Here is an 18,723-nt window from a genome sequence, read left to right as displayed (position 1 = left end):
AATATCAGTTTGATTGGCTTGTTTTGTTACAATAATATCGGATAAAGTTTCCTTGGCATCAATGTATCTGTCGTAAGCGATGGTTTTTTTGATTTTGTTTTCAATGTTCCAAATCTGCTCTTGTAAATCATCTGATTTTGGAATCGTCTTGCAAAAATCTTCAAGGGATTTTTGTTGTTTTTTATCCAATTCAGGATTTAGTCTTTCATATAAATTGGTTGCAAATTCCTTAAAGTTATTTAGGTTTTTACTCCCGTTATAGGTGTTTTCGTCTAGTTTGTAGCGAAACAATTTTAATTGTAATACCCAATTAGAGTATTGTTCATCGTTATCCAAAGCGGGAATATTTTTCTCTGAAATAGATAAAACAGTTTTGTTTTCAATCTTTTTTGAATCAATTATAGGCTCACCTAAACCGTTGTAAGACTTTGTTTTGAAAACAAGGTGATTTGGATAAATCAACTCAAAATTTATGTTGACAATTGGATATTCATCTTGCATTTTAATGGTTTGTCCTGAAAATTCCGGTCTTTCTTCAAGAACGTAAATTTTTTCAATTACGGCTCCTTTTTCAAGACCATGGACAGCAAAATAGCTGTATTTCATTCCCTTTTCCTGGTCAACATCCTCTTTAATATCTTTTTGGTCTAAATTAATAACTGTGCCGTTTTTGAGAATAACTCTGGCTTTATTTACCAAAACACTTTCGTTCAAACTAAAAGGAATGTAAATTTTATTGTTGCGTTCTATGGCATCATCGGAGTTGATATAGATTTTTTCGTGTAATAATTGGTATTGTTTTGCTTCTTTTCCAGTTACGACAAACTCAATTTTTGTGGTTCTATCCAGAATGACTTCTTTCTCGTTTTTGTATTTTTCCGGAATGTCAACTTTCGTCTCTTTTTCATTCCAATCGTAATTTTTAAAGGAATAGTCCTGAGCAAAAAATACCGAAGTGCTTAAGATAGCAGCAAAGGTGAAAAAGGTTTTTAGGATGTTATTTTTCATTATTTTTCTAATAAAATTAGGGTTTCAGTATACTTATTTTTTAAGGTTTTTATCGTTTTGTTCCAAGGTTCAAAATCAGATTTGTCGAGCAATAACTTCTTTTGTTTTATCTGAATATTTAATACTATTTTATTGTTTTTGACTTCATAGACAAAATCTGCTTTTACATAATCATTATCTAAACTAAAGTTCTTTGGAAGATATTTCACTGTGCAATTTTTAGGAATTTCCATTTCGTAGTGACTGTTTACGAAAGTTAAATAGTCAAATTCAAATTTAGAAACACGGTCTTTTTCTATAATTAATTTTTCAAAAGGTTTTTCGAGAAATAGATTAACATAGATTTCATTATCAGCCTTTATGATATAATTTCCCAAATCAAAATTATAGTTTATTTGATACGGTTTGTCTCTGTCTTTTATGTTTTCTTCGGTAAAATCTTTTAAATTAAACTTGTTATTCCCTTTGAGAACAAGACTTTTTATCATTTCGAATCTGGTTTTGTTTGTAGCATCACCTATTCGTAGTAAAATATGACTTCGGCTGTAACCGTTGAATTGAACTTTTCCAGAACCAACGAGTTTGTCTTTTTCAATAGTAAATTTTACTTGCTCGTTTACCTCATTTCTCTCGGCAGGAACAATTGGAACCGGAATTATTTTATAGTTATGTCCATCTCCATATAAGGCTTCTTTTCCTTGGATAAAAGCGGTGGGAATCCCATAAAGTGTTTCCTTGTCTGTACCATCTAGAAAAATGTATTGATCTCCCTTTTTATATACGGCAATCATATGATTGTCAACTGCCGGAGTCGCTAATTCGTTATAAGAATAAGGGATTTCACGGGTACCAATCCAAGAAACATTAACTCCTTTAACATTAGCATATTTCGCCATTTCAGTGATTATGCTTGCCATATCTTTGCAATCACCAAATTTTCTTTCGCAAATTAAGCCAGCTTCTCTAGGAATAAAACCTTCATAACCATTTTCGAAAGCGATGTATTTGATATTGTCTTTTACCCAATAGAAAATACTTTTTATCTTGTCTTCGTCAGTGGTTAGATTTGCGGTAATATCGAGCGTAATTGCTTTTAAAGTGGGGTCTTCGGTTTGATTTAAATTTTTTGTAAAATCCTTGTAATACGAATATAGTTTGTTTACATCATCCAAAACTTCTACCTTATTATTGTTGATGGTATAGTCTTTTATATAAATATTTATGTGTGGAATTACATATAAATATCCTGGAGAATTTTCTTCAAGTTTTACAGGTTTCACATCTTTCATCGTCCATTTATAAATCCATTTTCCTTTTTTTTCTGTTTTCGAAAATTCAATTAAATGTGATTCGTCATTAAAAATTTTGTAACCGATGTTGATGTTTTTATCTGTTTTTATTTCCAATGATGAGTTTTTTATTGGAAATCCCCCTCCGAAAATAAATTTATGCAGTAAAAAAGGATCTACAAACTCTGTTTGATAATTATATACTTTTTTTGCTCCGGCTTCAAGATTTGGAAAAATAATCTGACGTTCTTTTACATCATCATAAAAAACGGAGCCCTGCCCAGATTGGATTTCATTGGTTTGGGTAACTTTAATTTTCCTTTCCTTACCATTATCATTGATAACTGTGTAAGCTTCGTAGCCTAAAAGTTTGACTAATTCAGAATAAGTAAACGATTCTTTATTATTTTGAATACCGTTGTCCGTTAGGATTATGGATTCATATTGATTGTTCTGAATGACTTTCAGTTTATTGTTTTCAATCGAAAAATCGTATGATTGACTGTCATTTATAACCAATTCATTATAATCGGGGTATGTTTTTTTGTATTCTTCTAGTGAACTTTGAGCCTTTGTGGCAAATGCAAAAAGTATGCAAAAAGCAATGCTATAGATAAGTTTATTTGATAATTTCAACCAATTCATCCGAATCATATTTTTTAGTTAATACTACTTTGCCTTCATTGTAAATTAAAACATTTCCTTGTAATTCGTCATTTTTATATTCTGCCGTTATCCAAGGTTTTCCGTCTTCTTTAAAATATTCTTGAAGCCCTTCAAAATCGCTGTTTTTAAAGTATTCTTTTTTATAAACGTTACCGTTTGAATAATATTCTATGCGATTTCCATTTAACAAATTATTGGAATTATTGGACTCGTATTCTGGTTTCCCTAGTTCATTGTTGATCAGTAATTTCCCTTCTACATTTCCTTTTACATAGTTAATTTGAATGGCTATTTTTCCGTTAGGATAAGAAGAAGAAATAGTAGCAGTTTCACCAATTATTTCTATTTTCTCATTGAGTTCACCGGTTTTATTTTTCTTGATATAATATTTAATTCTGTTCTCTTGGTATCCAATTATCAAAATTGGTTCTCCTTTTTGATTGAGATAGATGTAATCGCCTTCGATTGAGCCATCTAATTGAATGCACTCCTGCATCTTCATTTTATTGTGGTAGTAACGAGTTAATTTCCCGTTTTCATCTCCAAAAGTGTTTTCGTCTGTATATCTCAAATTGCCAACAATATCATATATTTTGTCAATACCATTCAATTTTCCTGCATAATAGGTACTTTCTCTGTATATCGTTCCCAGCGGACTATAATTTTTATAAGTACTATGTCTCATACCATTGATGAATTCTGTTTCTGTTATTGGATTATTGAATTTGTCTTTTTCCAAAGATTTTCCATTCAATTCACCATTTACCAATTCATTAATTATTGTTGTTGTACCATTATTATAACTTTTGGTAAATTTTCCTTTTTGGGTTTTGAAATTAGTTTCATTTTCTTTTTCCTCTTTTAAATTATAGGTTTTTGAAGAAGTCATAGCATCTTCTATGTATTCTTCTTTTTCTGAAATAGTACCATTTTGTCGGTAACTTAGTTTTTCATAATTCGTGCCACCATTTATAAGAAATCCTTCAGATTTTAATGAGCCGTCAGTATAAAATGTTTTATATGGTCCATTCTGTTTTCCACTATCATAAGAATAATTCCGATCTAATTTTCCACTCTCGTATACTTCATAAAGACCATTTATGGTGTCATTTGAATAGTTTTTTATTCCATTTATTAATCCATTTCTATCATAATCGTGACTTAGACCAATTTGATTTCCTTGAGAATAAAATTCTTGTAGCCTCTTAATTCCCGAAGGATAGTAATGATTCCATTCACCTGTTTTTTTTCCTTTTTCGAAATTACCTGCGGCCAATTGGTTTCCTTCAAAGTCTTTCATAACAAATGATTTACTGGATAAACTGATTTCAACAGGATTTGGATTATTTTTTGAAAACTGAAGTGCTGATTTTAATTCTCCTGATTTGTATTTTTCTTCAAAGTATTTGTTACCATTACTGTCAAAATAACTGTAAGTTTCTATTTCTTCTTTGTCATTATAGATGGATTCGGTTGATTTTTTGCCATTAGAAAAATAGTTGGCTGATTTTTTTATTTTTCCATCTTCATAAGTATTCTCCTTTTTTAAAGTGGAGTTGCTGTAATAACTTTTGTAAGTGCCCTGAATCTTGCCATTGGCATAAACAGCTTCTGATTTTACTGTTTTACCATCAAAATATTCCAAATATTTACCATCAATTAAGTCGTCTACGGAACTATAACTTTCAGTCAAATCTCCGACTTCATTATAGCTTAAATAAGGACCATTCAATTTTCCGTTTACATAATTTCCTTCTGTTTTTTTGCTTCCATTAGGATAATTGCACGTCAATTTTCCTTCGCGTTCACCATTAACAAAGTTAACTTCGCATTGTTTTCCGCCATTTACATAATACGAAGTTCCAATGCCATTTAGAACATCATCTTTGTAATTTTCGACTACACTTAACGAGCCATTTGAATAATATGCGGTTCTTGTTCCGTCAACTTTTCCGTTTTTAAAAGATTTTTCTTCAGTTAAATTTCCTTTTTCATCGTAATATTTTTGAATTCCATCCAATTCATTGTTTTTAAAATTCAATTGACCGGCAAGATTTCCATCTTCGTTGAGGTATTTATATTTCCCTTGGCTTTTTTCATTAATTTGAGAACCAATGAGGTATGGAACCCGGTTTTTTATGGAAACAATAACTTCTTGTTGAGACCCAAAAAGGTCTAATTTTCTTTTTCCAAATGAGTTCCAAAAACTACCTCCAATGACATAATTATCATTAAAATCTGTTACTATTTTCTTTTTTGAGGTTAGTTTTTTACCTATTTTTTCTTGCATTCCCTGCAAAATATAATAAGAATAGGCTTCAAATCGTTGCTTTTCCATCATATCTTTAATCCATGGAATATACATAGTTTCAAAAAAACCATCGCCCATTTTATGCTCCTGAGAATATTCGGCGACAGCCTGAATTTGGCGAATAACAACATCGTCAATATCAGATTTAACCTTGTATGCTGGCTTTAAAGCGAGTTGGTTCCTTAGAACAACCTCGATTTCCTCAAAATTATCTCCTGATTTAGAGAAAATAAGTTTGCTATTTCCCAGATAATTTTCACCGAATTTTGCATTCAAATTTAAGATTGCTTTTTCGGCATATCGTCCTTGCGGAGCTATCATTAAATAGCTCATCATCGCTAATGTCGCTTCCGCTATTTTGCCATTATCGAGTGCAATTACTCCTAATAGATAATGTGAAGAACCGTGATTTGGGTCATTGGTGATAATTCGTTCTAATAAATCGACACTTTTTTGAGATTCTTCTTTTCGGATGTATAGAATCGCAAAATTGTATAAAAAATTTGATGAGTTTGGGAGATATTTTTCTCCTTCCTTAAATATTTTTTCTGATTGGTCGTACTCTTTTTGGTCACTCAAAAAACTTCCGTAAAGGGTATATAATGTTGGGAATTCTGGCATTAGATTTTTATTGTACAAATCTTCAAAAAAGGATTTTAATTCTTCTTTTTTGTCTAAGGCAGAAAGGGCCATTGCTTTTTCATACTGAGCATTCAAAAATTTCGGATCTACTCGATTGATTTTATCGTACTCTTTTATAGCATCTGCATATTTCTCTGCTTCATATAGCGAAACGCCTTTTTTTATTATTAAATCATTATTGTAAACAAATAAATAATCAGTTTGGGAATAAGAGCTGGAAAAATATCCAAATAAAAGGATAAAAAGTATTTTCTTCATTACGAATTTAGTTTTGCCAAATATAGATTTTTTGGCGAATAGTTGTAAGGTTTTTAATATTTTTTTTAGGTGTTAATTTTCAAATCCCGAATGTAATCTCCGTATTCCAAATAGAACATTTCGACGGCATGCATTTTCTCGTTGAAGAAGCCGAATATTTCATCCCAGTACTTTCTATTGCTGATACTTACTCCATTTTTTTCAACCCAAATACGACTGATGGTTTTGCCATTTTCAAGCACAAAGTCTTTCTCGAAAACAAGGTCTTTTACAAAATCATCTTCCAAAACGTTTCTTAAAGATTCCAGTTTTTCAAAATAGATTTTTCGTTTGTCGTCACTTCGATGCTCAATATCAATTAGAACCTGAGCTTTTTTGTTGTCAACATAAAATTTAAAAGAAAAGTCCTTGATTTTTGTGTCATACAAGACCCATTTTCGGGGATATTTTTCTGCAAAATCCACCCAGAATTCCCGCTTTAATCTTTGAGTTTCTTCTTTACTATACATTTTATTCGTTAGTTTTTAATTTGGTAAATTTGTAAAACGCTATATTTATATTTTAATACTTTTAGTATACAAAAATAGACTTTGATTATGGATTTTCAAGACTTTTTAAAATATGTTCCTAAATTTTTAGAAGTAACTCTTCCTGCCAGTGAAGCACATTTCAGAATGGCTCCATTAGATAGAATTGAGGGAATGAAAAACCTCAATATTAAAGATAAAAACCCAAAAATTGCAGCGGTAATGATGTTGTTTTATCCAAAAAAAGGGAGGACTCATTTGGTTCTTATTGTACGGAATTCATATGAAGGTGTCCATTCTGCCCAAATAGCATTTCCTGGCGGAAAATATGAAGCTGAAGATCAAACTTTTGAGCAAACAGCTTTGCGTGAAACCCACGAAGAAATAGGAATTCAACCCGATAGTATTGAAATCATAATGCCTTTTACCAATTTATACATTCAACCCAGTAATTTTTTGGTATATCCTTATCTGGGAATTTGTAGAGAGGAAATTTTTTTTGTTCCTGATGTTAATGAAGTGGCGAAAATAATCGAATTACCTTTATCCGAATTTTTAGATGATAATTTAGTTGTAAGTACCAAAATTACAACTTCTTATGCTGAAAACATGGTTATTCCAGCTTTTAAAATTAATGAGCATATAGTTTGGGGAGCAACTGCAATGATGTTGAGTGAATTGAAAGAAGTCATAAAAAAAGTGCTTTAATTTATTACTTTTCGTAAGTTTGTCCTCCAAATATACACAAAACACAATTTTTTATGGGATTATTTAAGAGAAATCCATTTGGGCACATCCAATTTATTAAAAAATTTTTAATCAGGGTTTTTGCGGTTTTAACCCACAGACGCTATAGGGGATTCAATAGTTTGAAGATAGAAGGTTCAGAAATCATCAAAACGTTGCCAGAGACAAATGTCCTTTTTATTTCGAATCATCAAACCTATTTTGCTGATGTGGTAGCAATGTTTCACGTTTTTAACGCTAGTTTAAGCGGTCGTGAGGATTCCATAAAAAATATTGGATACATTTGGCAACCTAAAATGAATATCTATTATGTCGCCGCAAAAGAGACCATGAAAGCTGGCTTATTGCCAAGAATTTTATCGTATGCTGGCGCAATTACCGTAGAAAGAACCTGGCGTTCTTGTGGCAAAGATGTGGATGAAAAAAGGGAAGTAAATCCAAACGACACTGAGAATATTAAAATTGCGCTAAAAGATGGCTGGGTAATTACTTTTCCACAAGGAACAACAAAATCATTTAAACCCGTACGAAAAGGAACAGCGCATATTATCAAACAATACAGACCCATTGTGGTTCCAATTGTAATCGACGGATTCCGTCGTTCGTTTGACAAGAAAGGGTTGCGGATGAAAAAGAAAGATATTCTGCAATCATTCATCATCAAACCTCCATTAGAAATTGATTATGAGAATGATACTATTGATCAAATTGTCGAAAAAGTAGAATATGCCATTGAGCAACATCCTTCATTTTTAAAAGTTATTCCTGCCGAAGATTTAAAAGCAGCTGAAGAACTAAACAAATTAAGAAAATGGGAATACTAATAAAAAGCTTTAAGCCTCTTTTTTTATAAATCTATTTTCTTTAATTCGTTATAATTTCTATATAGTCTTTTGAGTAAAATTCCATAAAGCAATTTGTAAAATAGCCAAAATAAACTCAAAAAAACAGCAATTGTTAAAATCAATATTCCTATCGTGATTGCTAATACCTTACCGTCACTGGCGACTTTATCTCTTAAAATCATTACTTCTGGATTGGAAGTAAATGCAATAAAAAAACCAATTATTAAACTCAAAGCTACCATTCCAAGATTATACCAAACATAGCATTGCACTGTTTTACGGGTTTTAAGAATATCTTTCATCAACTGTTTTGTAGAAACGGTAGCTGTAATAATGACGTAGTTTTTATAAAATAAATATATAAAAACTAATATCACCCCATAATTTAAAAAGTTTAATGCTTGGAAGTATACCTCAAATTCTTCATATTTTGTGTTTTTAAGATAATCGTCAGTATTAAAAAACACACTAATTGATGTCCAAAGCAAAATCTCCAGAATACTGATAATAAAAATCCACTTCACAATCGAAGACGATTTCATATGCAGCATCTTGTAAATTTCGCCTTCCGAAACTTGTTCAAAAGCGTCCTTTTTTTGCCAATCTTTTTTTAATAAATCCAGCTCTTTCATATTTCTTAAGGATTTAATATTTTTTTTAATTTCCCTTTAATTCTATTCATTTTCACCCGCGCATTAACTTCTGAAATTCCCAAAGTCTCAGATATTTCAGTATAATCCTTTTCTTCTAGATACATAAAAATTAGTGCTTTTTCAATATCATTTAGTTGATAAACTGCCTGATACATTAGCTTTAGCTGTTCTTCTTCTTCATAATTATATTCATCCTGACTAATAAAAAATTGCTGTTTTTCATAATCCACGGTCTTAACCATTCGCGTACTTTTTCGGTACAAAGTAATCGCCGTATTCAACGCTACACGATACGCCCAAGTCGAAAACTTGCTGTCGCCACGAAACTTCGGGAACGCCTTCCACAACTGGATTGTGATCTCCTGAAACAAATCCTTGTGCGCATCCTCACCATTTGTATACAACCTACAAATCTTGTGGATTATATTCTGATTGGTCTTTAATTGCTGCACAAATGATTGTTCTAAATCGTCGCTCATAGTTTTATTAGTGGGTAAAAAGTATAATTTGTTACAAATTATGTAATTTTATTTTGGAGCACAACGTCTCTTGTTTTTAATCGGCAGTTGTCCCGCTGTTATTCCAATCTCGCCAAGAAAAAATGGCGAGGATTTTCCCTTCCATCAGGGCTATTTAATAACTTTATTTTTCTTAAAGTTCTTTATCTTTATAATAATTCACAATCAAATTCACGAATTTGCTATAACTTTCCATTCCGTCTTTTTGCTGATTCATTTTCAGGAAATTGTCGTAAAAAATATGGAATCCTTTATCGATAAAAGTGTCATATTGTCTCCAGAAATCCTCACTTTCCTGATAGTTTTTCAAGATTCCGGGATGAACGGTTTTTAGTAATTGGTCATAAATTTTTTCATTACGTACATACCAATTGCCCAAACAATAACGCAAAGCAAAACTATATCCTGAATATTTAAAACACAAGTTATCATTCTTCACCGATGCCATAAACCCAATAAAATTACATTCACTTTCGCTGGCAAAACCCATTTGGTGCGCCATTTCGTGGCAAGAAGTCGTCGGGGAATTGTACATTGGCATCAAATAATTTACCTGTGCTTCATTGGTAAACGGATTCAAATAGCCGCCAAAACCCATATAGGTCAATGGCAAACTAAAAAGTGATTTCTTGATGCTTGGATTCGTGTAAGTGAAAAAAGGATATTGGTCGGAAAGCGTTTTATATCCATTTAAATTCATTTCAAAAACTTGTTCGTTTGAGTATGGAAAAACCACTTTCAAACTATCATTTTTTGTGATTTGAGTTTGGATTTCGTTAGTTTTGGCAATCAGTTTTTTGGTAAAAGTCAATAAGTCTGCATCGGTGTAATCTCTTTCGATGTTCATTTTTTCGAAAAGGGGTTGGCGGTAATAATTCATTGCCCACAAAAAATGAAACAGGAAATAAACTACCGAAAGAACACTTAAAATTTTTAAAACTTTATTTTTCCATTCTAACTTCCATTTTTTTCTAGTGTTCCAAATCGATTTTAGAATATATAAAATTACAATTCCATAGATAATATCACCTACAGAAAACGGGATTTTACCCAATGTTACGCGAGAAATTTTCGAAACTAAAACATACAAACCATTGCTGTAAAATCGTTCCACAAATTCCGGAAAAAAGGCAATTGTTTTGAGAAACAAAATTTGAATCAGGAGGAATAGTGGAAGAATGTATTTGCGTTGCATTGAAAATGAATTTGTGTAAAATTAGCATAAAATAAATGACTTTTAAAATTCATTATTCTAACTTTGAACTTTCAAACTATAATTAAAAAATAAATAAATAATGAGCCAAGAAATAAGAAATCTGGAACCAAAAGCACTTTGGAACAAATTTGCCGATTTAAATGCAGTTCCTCGTCCATCCAAAAAAGAAGAACGTGTTATCGAGTTTATGAAGAACTTTGGAGATTCATTAGGATTAGAAACTTTTGAAGACGAAATCCGTAACGTAATTATACGCAAACCTGCGACTGCTGGAATGGAAAATCGCAAACCAATTGTTCTACAAGGTCACTTGGATATGGTACATCAAAAAAATTCAGATACCGTTTTCGATTTTGACAAACAAGGAATTGATATGTATGTCGATGGCGACTGGGTTCGTGCTCGCGGAACTACACTTGGCGCTGATAATGGACTTGGAGTTGCTATGATAATGGCAATTTTAGAATCTAAAACCATCAAACATCCGGCGATAGAAGCTTTGTTTACAATTGACGAAGAAACTGGAATGACGGGGGCTTTAAATCTAAAAGGTGGAATTCTTAAAGGCGAAATTCTATTGAATATGGATACCGAAGAAGATGACGAAATCGACATTGGATGCGCTGGGGGAATTGACGTTACTGCAACAAGGGAATATCACGAAGAGGAAACTCCAGAGGATTCTGTTGGTTACACAATTACTGTTAAAGGTTTAAACGGAGGACATTCCGGAATGGATATTCACAAAGGATTGGGTAATGCCAACAAAATTATGAATCGTTTGTTGTTTGATGCTTTCGAAAATTTTGGACTTCAAGTTTCAGAAATCAACGGAGGAAGTTTGCGCAACGCCATTCCGAGAGAAAGTGTTGCCAAAGTGATTGTAGCCGGAATGTATGACGAAGCATATATTTTTGATATGCAGGAAATCATCAACGACATTAAAACTGAATTCAAAACAACCGAACCAAACCTGACTATTGAAATCGTGAAATGCGATTTACCAAAAAAAGTAATGGATTTGGGTGTTCAAGAAGGAATTATTCGTTCTATTTATGCCGCGCATAATGGTGTTTACAGAATGTCTGCCGATATGGAAGATTTAGTGGAAACTTCTAATAATGTGGCAAGAGTAATCATCAAAGATGGTGAAATTTCTATTGGGTGTTTAACGCGTTCTTCGGTGGAAACTTCTAAGTTTGATTTGGCAAATGCCTTGCGTTCTGCTTTTGAATTAAGTGGCTGCGAAGTAAATTTTGCAGGTTCTTATCCAGGTTGGACTCCAAATGTTAAATCCGAAATCTTGGATTTATTGGTTAAAATCTATGCGAAACAAAACAATGAAAAACCAAAGGTAGTCGCTTGTCACGCTGGTTTAGAATGTGGAATTCTGGGAACGAATTATCCTGATATGGATATGATTTCTTTTGGACCAACAATTCAAGGAGCGCATTCACCAGATGAAAGAGCAAGTATTGCATCTTCTCAGAAATTCTTCAAATTTGTGTTGGAAATTCTGGAGAATATTCCGGTGAAAAAGTAATCAGATTTCAGACAGCAGATTTCAGGTTGCAGTACATAGAATTAAGATAATTATATATATAAAAAGCAGTTTAAAGATGATTCATTTCATTTTTAAACTGCTTTATTTCTGCCACCTGTAATCTGTGACCTGCACCCGAGACCAAAGGACGAACTGGCGAAGCAAACTAATCCCTTTTAGGACTGTTTTTCTTTTCTCTTTTTTCCTCTTTCTTTTCCTTGGCGGTTTTAAGAGGTTCTTTTTTTACGGTTTTTTTTGCGTCTTGACTTTTTGCCATAATAGGTATATTTAAAGGTTAACTTTTCTGTTTTTGATGGAGTAAATATAAAGAATATTTTTTATAAGAAAAAGGTTTCAGGCATTTTTCATACTTGGTCTAATTTCAAGAAATCGCCATCAATTATTAACAAAGTAACGCCATTGTTAGTAAGGGAACGATGCGAACTCAAATCGTCAGAAACAATATAGGTCATTCCTTTCGATAGAAAAAATTGCTCACCGTTTTCCAGTTCGCTGATAAATTCACCTTCGAGGCAATGCACAATATGTCCTTTTTGGCACCAATGATCCGCCAGATAGCCTGAAGAGTATTCCACTTTACGAACTCGAAGTCCATTGAATTTTACAGTTTGCCAATAAGCAATTCCGGTTTCACCTTTGTGTTCCGTTTTTTCTATTTTGCACCAGTCTATGGTTTGGAATGGGATGTTCATTTGAAATGGTTTTATTACTTTAGCAATTGCTGATTTTGGTTAATTCTTTATCCCAAGAAACTTCTTTGCGTTTTTATAGAATATCATTTCTTTTTCCTCCTTTGTTAAAAAGTCCAAAGCGTTTAAGAAGTCTATTGAGTTTGTAATTGCTTCAGGCCAAACCATCTGGTCGGAACCAAACATTACCCTATCAAGAACTCTATATTCTTTCGCAGATTTTAAAAACTTAATTGCAAAATCTTTTGTCATAGGATGCAACCACATTTCCACACCCAAGTCCGCATAAAGGTTTGGGTAACCATCCATCATTCGGAGTGTATTTTCATAGAAGTTTTCACCAGCGTGCATTAAGTAAAGTTTTAATTTTGGATATTTTACTAAAACATCTTCAATCAAAAAAGGGTCGCCAAATTTAATTCTATAGTTTGGCCATCCTAAATTTTGTGCATTTGGAAAACTTCCTCCCGAATGATAGCCAACAGGAATGCCATATTTCTCACAAATTGCTAAATAAGGTTGATAGCTTGGGTCAGCAAGTGTTTTTCCTTTGTAAACAGCCATTACTTCTCCAAATACTTTGATTTTACCTGATTTTATATATTCCTCAAATTGCTTCAGGGGAACAAGAGTTTCTTCACTATCCTGATATCCTGGAATAAATCTTTTGTCAGCCTTGGTGTATACTTCTAAACTTTCAATTGACCCGCAAACAACAGCAAATTCAATGTTATATTGGTTCATTTTTTGAATAGTTTGTTCAAGTGTTTCTTTTGCTGTTTTACTTGATGCTAAGCCATTTCTTGCCGTCCCAACCCAAAAGGTTTTCTCAGTATAGCTGTGCATATGCATATCTATTATCTGTCCAAAAGAGATTTCGCTACCAATGGTAATGAATATCAAAAGCAATATTATTTTTCTCATTTCAATTTAGTTTATCCTATTATCTCGCTAATATAATCAAAATAACAATCGAATTCAGATTGTAAAACGTACTACTTCTTCTCTTTCAACCTAACCCAAAACACAAAATAAAACAAAATCAAAATAGTCGCAATTCCCGTTATCATAAAGGTTTCGCTTGCACCAAATCGATACCAAATCAATCCAGCCAATGAACTAGCGAGCATCGTACAAATACTTTGAAAACCGGAATAAGTTCCTATTGCCGTAGCCGTGTCTTTTTTGTCGGTAATGTTGCTGATCCAGGCTTTGGCAATGCCTTCGGTGGCAGCGGCGTAAATTCCGTAGAGTAAAAATAGTCCAACCAGAACGTAACTGTTCGTGTTTAATCCCATTCCTAAATATACGATTATGAATAGTGATAATCCGGAAATAAACATTTTTTTCAATCCAATTTTATCTGCTAGAATTCCAATTGGGAAAGCACACAAGGCATAAATCAAGTTATAAAAAATGTAAAGTCCAATGACCAAGGTATCGCTTAATCCGGATTGTTTAGCTTTCAACAATAAAAACACATCCGAACTGTTAAACAAGGCAAAAGCCAATAATCCAATCACTACTTTGCGATACAATACGGGACTTTCTTTCCAATAGTGGAAGGAAACCAAAAACGATGCGGTTTTTTTCTCTTTCGGTTGTATTTTGTTTTTGTCTTTGAGCACGAAAGAAGCCAGAATAGCAAAAAGTCCCGGAAAAAAGGCAATGTAAAATAAGGTTTTGTAGTCTTCCGGATAAAAATAGAGGTAAAGCAAGGCCAAAGAGGGTCCCAAAACCGCTCCCAAAGTATCCATAGAACGGTGAAAACCAAAAATCTTTCCCTTGGTTTCCGGTGTGGCTTCATCTGAAAGTATGGCATCTCTGGCACCAGTTCTGATTCCTTTTCCAATGCGGTCGATTGTTCGTGCAAAGAATATCCAAAGGGGAAATATAAAAAGTGCCATCATTGGCTTTGAAATGGCACTGAAAGTATAACCAATTTGCACAAAAGGAACCCTCTTTCCCGAGTTGTCCGAAAGTTTGCCAAAATAGCCTTTGCTTAGTCCAGCCACAGCTTCGGCAACGCCTTCAAGAATCCCGATAAGCACAATCGAAAAGCCGATGGTTTTTAAATAAATAGGCATTATGGGATACAGCATTTCACTTGCCATATCAGTAAACAAACTTACGAATGATAAAATCCAAACAGTGCGGGTGATGTTTTTCAAGGTGATTTTTTTTTATTATTTTGTCATTTCGACCGCAGGGAGAAATCACATAACGAGAACAACAAATGCGATTTCTCCCTGTGGTCGAAATGACAAATAAACGACGTTATATTCTTCTCAAATCTACAAAAAAAATCCCCAACTACTTTCGCAATTGAGGATTGAAATGGAATCTATATTTTATTAATGAACTAAAACCCAAGTTCCGTTAGCTATTAAACTTTCGGCTTTCTTGTACTTCATTTCTTGTGTTTGTCCATTGGCTACATTTTGAATGGTTACCGTGTCGTTGCGATTAATTTTTGGCTGATCACGAACAATGGTTTCCGTAACCTGACGTTGTTGTGTTTGTCCCACTTGGCTGTTTTGAGCAGCAAGACTATCACTATTAGGAATTTCGTCTTTACTTGTTTTGTAATTTTCTTTAACTTTAACTTGTTTTGCTTCTTGAATTGCAGGAGCTTGTTGCTGTGGTAAATCCCCTTTGAACAAGAACGAAATTACCTCTTTATTTACACCGTTCAACATTGAACTAAACAAATTATATGCTTCAAATTTATAGATAAGCAAAGGATCTTTTTGTTCGTGAACCGCTAATTGAACCGATTGTTTCAACTCGTCCATTTTGCGTAAATGTTTCTTCCAGGCTTCATCCACAATTGCCAAAGTGATATTTTTCTCGAAATCGGCAACCAATTGATTTCCGTTTGATTCATACGCACGTTTCAAATCTGTAACCACATTCAGCGATTTTATTCCATCAGTAAACGGAACCACGATTCGTTCGAATTGATTATTTTTATCTTCATAAACATTTTTGATGATAGGAAATGCTTCTCTCGCGCTGCGTTCTGTTTTTTCGGTATAAAATGCCAAGGCAGCTTTATACACTTTTCCAGTCAATTCTATTTCAGTTAATTTATTGAAATCACTTTCAGAAACTGGAGAAGTGATAGAGAAATAACGAATCAGTTCGAATTCAAAATTCTTGAAGTCATTGGTCGCTTTATTTTCGGTTGCGATTAAATCGCAAGTGTCATAAAGCATATTGGCGATGTCCACTTTTAGACGTTCTCCGTGCAATGCGTGACGACGACGTTTGTAAACTACTTCACGTTGCGCATTCATAACGTCATCATATTCTAATAAACGTTTACGAACACCAAAGTTATTTTCTTCGACTTTTTTTTGCGCTCTTTCGATAGATTTGGTCATCATCGAATGTTGAATCACTTCACCTTCCTGCAATCCCATTCTGTCCATCACTTTCGCAACTCTTTCAGAACCAAATAAACGCATCAAATTATCTTCAAGTGAAACATAAAACTGTGAACTTCCTGGATCTCCCTGACGACCTGCACGACCTCGCAACTGACGGTCAACACGACGTGAATCGTGACGTTCCGTACCAACAATTGCCAAACCACCAGCAGCTTTCACTTCGGCAGAAAGTTTAATATCTGTTCCACGACCAGCCATATTGGTAGCAATAGTTACAACACCTGATTTTCCTGCTTCTTCCACAATTTGCGCCTCTTGTTTGTGCATTTTTGCATTCAAAACATTATGGGCAACACCGCGCATTTTTAGCATTCGGCTTAATAATTCTGAAATTTCCACTGAAGTCGTACCAATTAATACTGGTCTTCCTGCATTCGATAATTGAGTTACATCCTCGATTACGGCATTGAATTTTTCACGAGTGGTTTTATAGATAAAATCTTCTTTGTCTTTTCGTACCATTGCTCTGTTCGTAGGAATTTCTACAACATCCAATTTATAGATTTGCCATAACTCACCAGCTTCAGTAACTGCAGTTCCTGTCATACCAGCTAATTTGCTGTACATTCTGAAATAATTCTGAAGTGTTACCGTTGCAAAAGTTTGGGTTGCATCCTCGATTTTCACGCTTTCTTTCGCTTCAATCGCTTGGTGTAAACCATCTGAATAACGACGACCATCCATAATACGACCGGTTTGCTCATCGACAATCATAATCTTGTTGTCCATAATCACATATTCAACATCTTTTTCGAAAAGTGTGTACGCTTTTAAAAGTTGTGTCAAAGTATGAATACGCTCGCTTTTGATACCGAAATCCTGAAATAATTTTTCTTTTTCTTCGGCTTCTTTGTCTTTGTCTAATTTTTGCTTTTCTATGGCGGCAATTTCAGTTCCAATATCTGGTAAAACAAAGAAATTACTGTCAGTATCTCCCGAAAGGAATTTAATTCCGTTATCAGTCAATTCTACCTGATTATTTTTTTCTTCAATTACAAAATACAAAGCTTCATCCACTTTCGGCATTTCGCGATTGTTGTCCTGCATATAAGAGTTTTCGGTTTTTTGAAGCAATTGTTTGATTCCTTCTTCACTCAAAAACTTAATTAATGCTTTATTTTTTGGTAAACTTCTGTGCGCTCTCAATAATAGAAAACCACCATCTTTAGTATTACCTTCCTTGATTAATTTTTTTGCCTCAGCTAGAAAACCATTGGCTAATTGTCTTTGAAGGCTTACCAAGTTTTCGATTTTTGGTTTCAATTCATTAAATTCGTGACGGTCACCTTCCGGTACTGGTCCTGAAATAATCAATGGAGTTCTGGCATCATCAATCAAAACCGAATCGACTTCATCAACAATGGCATAATTGTGTTTTCTTTGAACCAAATCTTCTGGCGAATGCGCCATATTATCTCTTAAATAATCGAAACCAAATTCATTGTTTGTTCCGTAAGTAATATCAGAATCGTACGCTTTTTTTCGTCCTTCCGAATTGGGTTGGTGATTGTCAATACAATCCACAGTCAAACCATGAAATTCAAAAAGAGGTGCTTTCCACGTACTGTCACGTTTGGCCAAGTAGTCATTTACGGTTACTAAATGCACACCGTTTCCGGTTAAAGCATTCAAATAAAGAGGCAATGTTGCCACCAATGTTTTTCCTTCACCGGTTTGCATTTCGGCGATTTTACCTTCGTGCAAAACCATTCCGCCAATCAACTGAACATCATAGTGAATCATATCCCAGGTAATTTGCTTTCCGGCAGCATTCCAGGAATTAGACCAAAAAGCTTTGTCTCCGTCAAGTGTGATATAGGTTTTCGTTGCCGAAAGTTCACGATCTTTTGGAGTTGCAGTAACTTTAATCTGCGTATTCTCTTTAAACCTTTTGGCAGTTTCTTTAACAACAGCAAAGGCTTCCGGAAGAATATCCATTAAGGTTTTTTCTGAAATTTCATAAGCTTCTTTTTCCAAAGCATCAATAGCTAGGTAAATATCTTCACGTTTATCAATATCTTCGATGCTTTCTGCTTCTAGTTTAAGTGAAGCAATTTTCGCGTCTTTCTCTGAACGATCTTGTTTTATTTTTTCTTTAAAAAAAGTGGTTCTGGCTCGCAGTTCATCATTCGATAATGCGGCTAGACCACTTTCAAAAGTTTTAATTTTCGCTAGATAAGGTTGTAAAGCTTTGACATCTTTTTGAGATTTATCACCTACAAAGGCTTTAAGTATGCTGTTTATGAAACTCATAATATGTTTGTATTTCTATTTTATAAAAGTGTGTAAATTTAACCAAAAAAAAAGCCTCTTTAGAGACTTTTTTCTTGGGTTATTT

The 18,723-nt window shown here is 33.6% G+C and carries 14 protein-coding genes; 3 read left to right on the top strand and 11 right to left on the bottom strand.

From position 1 onward, the window contains the following. The 4 genes from ACH2BV_RS10285 to ACH2BV_RS10270 form a co-directional block, all read right to left on the bottom strand. Window positions 1-1,008 (bottom strand): DUF3857 domain-containing protein (locus ACH2BV_RS10285; RefSeq protein ID WP_395050637.1); only part of this gene is annotated, 1,008 nt, incomplete at its 3' end. Then, window positions 1,008-2,942 (bottom strand): DUF3857 domain-containing transglutaminase family protein, encoded by a 1,935-nt coding sequence (locus tag ACH2BV_RS10280; protein ID WP_395050636.1) that lies wholly within the window; start codon window positions 2,940-2,942, stop codon window positions 1,008-1,010. The genes ACH2BV_RS10285 and ACH2BV_RS10280, both read right to left, overlap by 1 nt. Next, window positions 2,917-6,174: a hypothetical protein gene (locus ACH2BV_RS10275; RefSeq protein WP_395050635.1), complete on the bottom strand. Its 3,258-nt coding sequence runs from the start codon at window positions 6,172-6,174 to the stop codon at window positions 2,917-2,919. Before ACH2BV_RS10275 ends, ACH2BV_RS10280 begins: the two co-directional genes overlap by 26 nt. 65 nt (window positions 6,175-6,239) lie before the next feature. Next, on the bottom strand, window positions 6,240-6,683 hold the full coding sequence (locus tag ACH2BV_RS10270) for a DUF4268 domain-containing protein (RefSeq protein ID WP_395050634.1): 444 nt from the start codon (window positions 6,681-6,683) through the stop codon (window positions 6,240-6,242). An 87-nt stretch (window positions 6,684-6,770) separates the two neighbouring features. Here ACH2BV_RS10270 and ACH2BV_RS10265 point away from each other — a divergent pair, with 87 nt between their 5' ends. Next, complete coding sequence (locus ACH2BV_RS10265) at window positions 6,771-7,409, top strand: NUDIX hydrolase (protein ID WP_395050633.1); 639 nt, start codon at window positions 6,771-6,773, stop codon at window positions 7,407-7,409. A 53-nt stretch (window positions 7,410-7,462) separates the two neighbouring features. After that, window positions 7,463-8,272 carry a lysophospholipid acyltransferase family protein gene (locus ACH2BV_RS10260; RefSeq protein WP_395050632.1) on the top strand — a complete coding sequence of 270 codons (810 nt, stop codon included), beginning with the start codon at window positions 7,463-7,465 and terminating at the stop codon, window positions 8,270-8,272. Between the two features lie 23 nt (window positions 8,273-8,295). Here the strand turns inward: ACH2BV_RS10260 and ACH2BV_RS10255 are convergent, their stop codons facing one another. The 3 genes from ACH2BV_RS10255 to ACH2BV_RS10245 form a co-directional block, all read right to left on the bottom strand. Continuing rightward, window positions 8,296-8,925 (bottom strand): hypothetical protein, encoded by a 630-nt coding sequence (locus ACH2BV_RS10255; RefSeq protein ID WP_395050631.1) that lies wholly within the window; start codon window positions 8,923-8,925, stop codon window positions 8,296-8,298. 5 nt (window positions 8,926-8,930) lie between these two features. Continuing rightward, window positions 8,931-9,425: an RNA polymerase sigma factor gene (locus tag ACH2BV_RS10250; RefSeq protein WP_395050630.1), complete on the bottom strand. Its 495-nt coding sequence runs from the start codon at window positions 9,423-9,425 to the stop codon at window positions 8,931-8,933. 172 nt (window positions 9,426-9,597) lie between these two features. Then, window positions 9,598-10,659: a DUF3810 domain-containing protein gene (locus tag ACH2BV_RS10245; RefSeq protein ID WP_395050629.1), complete on the bottom strand. Its 1,062-nt coding sequence runs from the start codon at window positions 10,657-10,659 to the stop codon at window positions 9,598-9,600. A 100-nt stretch (window positions 10,660-10,759) separates the two neighbouring features. Between ACH2BV_RS10245 and ACH2BV_RS10240 the strand changes: the two genes are divergently transcribed. Further along, window positions 10,760-12,223: an aminoacyl-histidine dipeptidase gene (locus ACH2BV_RS10240; RefSeq protein WP_395050628.1), complete on the top strand. Its 1,464-nt coding sequence runs from the start codon at window positions 10,760-10,762 to the stop codon at window positions 12,221-12,223. A 365-nt stretch (window positions 12,224-12,588) separates the two neighbouring features. Here the strand turns inward: ACH2BV_RS10240 and ACH2BV_RS10235 are convergent, their stop codons facing one another. The 4 genes from ACH2BV_RS10235 to secA form a co-directional block, all read right to left on the bottom strand. Further along, window positions 12,589-12,936, bottom strand: a complete 348-nt coding sequence (locus tag ACH2BV_RS10235) for a DHCW motif cupin fold protein (RefSeq protein ID WP_395050627.1) — start codon at window positions 12,934-12,936, stop codon at window positions 12,589-12,591. A 39-nt stretch (window positions 12,937-12,975) separates the two neighbouring features. After that, window positions 12,976-13,857, bottom strand: a complete 882-nt coding sequence (locus tag ACH2BV_RS10230; protein WP_395050626.1) for an amidohydrolase family protein — start codon at window positions 13,855-13,857, stop codon at window positions 12,976-12,978. 71 nt (window positions 13,858-13,928) lie between these two features. Further along, complete coding sequence (locus ACH2BV_RS10225; RefSeq protein ID WP_395050625.1) at window positions 13,929-15,104, bottom strand: MFS transporter; 1,176 nt, start codon at window positions 15,102-15,104, stop codon at window positions 13,929-13,931. Between the two features lie 183 nt (window positions 15,105-15,287). Continuing rightward, complete coding sequence (secA, locus tag ACH2BV_RS10220) at window positions 15,288-18,638, bottom strand: preprotein translocase subunit SecA (protein WP_395050624.1); 3,351 nt, start codon at window positions 18,636-18,638, stop codon at window positions 15,288-15,290. Window positions 18,639-18,723 lie beyond the last annotated feature (85 nt).

The sequence above is a fragment of the Flavobacterium sp. genome, from assembly GCF_043780635.1.
Lineage (GTDB): Bacteria > Bacteroidota > Bacteroidia > Flavobacteriales > Flavobacteriaceae > Flavobacterium.
This window is presented reverse-complemented; position numbering and strand designations above follow the sequence as displayed.